The organism is Streptomyces klenkii (assembly GCF_003626645.1).
In the GTDB taxonomy this organism is placed as follows: Bacteria; Actinomycetota; Actinomycetes; order Streptomycetales; family Streptomycetaceae; genus Streptomyces; species Streptomyces klenkii.
In genome coordinates this window covers 1-1524 of sequence record NZ_RBAM01000068.1, presented here as the reverse complement: position 1 = coordinate 1524, position 1524 = coordinate 1, and the positions used below count along the sequence as shown (strand labels likewise).

General features: G+C 75.9%; 1 protein-coding gene. It reads left to right on the top strand.

Features of this window, described 5'->3' with window-relative positions; all coding sequences use genetic code 11:
* Window positions 1-126: 126 nt before the first annotated feature.
* Window positions 127-1524: replication-relaxation family protein (locus D7231_RS34620; protein ID WP_120760313.1), on the top strand; the 1398-nt coding region annotated here is incomplete at its 3' end.

Sequence of the window (1524 nt, the reverse complement as noted above, 5' to 3'; positions counted from 1 at the left end):
CTCCCTGCTCCTGGCGGTGGGAGCGGAGATGTCCGGGGCGGCGGGGGGCAGCGGCGAGCAGCTGCTCGCCCACCCCGCACCCGCGCCCCTGCCCGGGGGCGGCGCCTGCGGCCGGGGGCGCGGACGGTGACCGGCCGCCGGCTGCTCAATCCGGGCGGCTCGTCGAACGGGCTGCGCGAGGACGTGCTGGAGGTGCTGGGCGTGCTGAAGGTGGCCACCGCCGGGCAGATCCAGCGTCTGACCCGCCCGCACCTGTCGTTCCGCCACACCGACCTGAAGGAGGAGGCGCAGAGGAAGGAGGCCCGCACGAAGCCGCACCGCGCGGCCGCGGGCGATCTGCGCCGCCACGGCCTGGTCGTGGACGCCGGCCGCACCAGAGGCGGGGAGAAACTCTTCAGCCTGACCCCGGCGGGGCTGGAGGCCGCCACCGCTCTGCTGGGCCGCCTCGAGGCGGAGGCGGGCTCGGTCGCCCGGGGCGCGGGCAGCACGGGCGCCTCGCACGCGCTCGCCGTCAACGAGGCCGTCATCGCGCTGATCCGCCCGGTCCCCGACCTCACGCTGCTCCAGGACGAGCCGCCCGAGATAAAGGCCGCCGCGGCCGCGGTGCGGCCCGGGGTCGGCCTGCTGGCCTCCTACGCCACCGAGGTGCCGCTGCCGGCGAGCGGGACCTGGTCCCGGCCCGGCCCGGGCGGCGCCCGGGCCGACGCCGTCCTGGTCGCCCCGGAGGACGACGTGCCGCTGCTGTTCATCGAGGTCGACAACTGCTTCATGGACGCCGCGCGCATCGCCACCAAGTTCGTCAAGTACGCCCGGTTCCTCGCGCGGACGGTCAAGGACGTCGACGGGAAGGAACGCCCGCTGTGGCGCACCCGCTGGGAGTTCCCGCCCCCGCGCTACTACCGGGAGGTGGACCACCCGCCCGTCCTGCTCGTCTTCAACCCGCTAGGGCCGCGCGACCCGCACACCTCGATGACGGCCACCGCCCGGCACAGCCGCCGGCACTGGGAGGGCCACTGGCACGGCGAGTTCCACGACTACGACGGCAAGATCCCGATCGTGGGCACCACCATGGAACGGCTGCGCGCGCATGGCCATGATGGCCCGGCGTTCTGGCGCTTCGGCCGCAAGGACTGGCAGCCGTTGCTCGACGCGATCGGCAATCCCCGCCGGGACGCCGCCGAAGCTCGCCGGCGAGCCGAAGACGAACGCCGTCGGCAGAAGGAGGCGGCCCAGCGAGCGGAGCGCGAACGGCGGGAGGAAGCCCAGCGGCAGGCCCGGAAAGAAGCCGAGCGGCGCGCACGCGTTGAGCGGGAACGCCGGGAGCGGGCGCAGGCCGAACAGGAGGCCGCCGTGGCCGCCGAAGCAGCGGCCCGGCCCCGTGGCGCCGCCTGGGCCGCGGGTGAACCCCGGCCGGTGCGGGGCTTGACGTCCAGGTCAGAGCCCGGCCGGGGAGGGCGGGCCCATGGCATCCTGGGAAGAGAGAGCGCGCACCGCCGGGCCGGGGGCTTGCCCAACTCCCGGCGG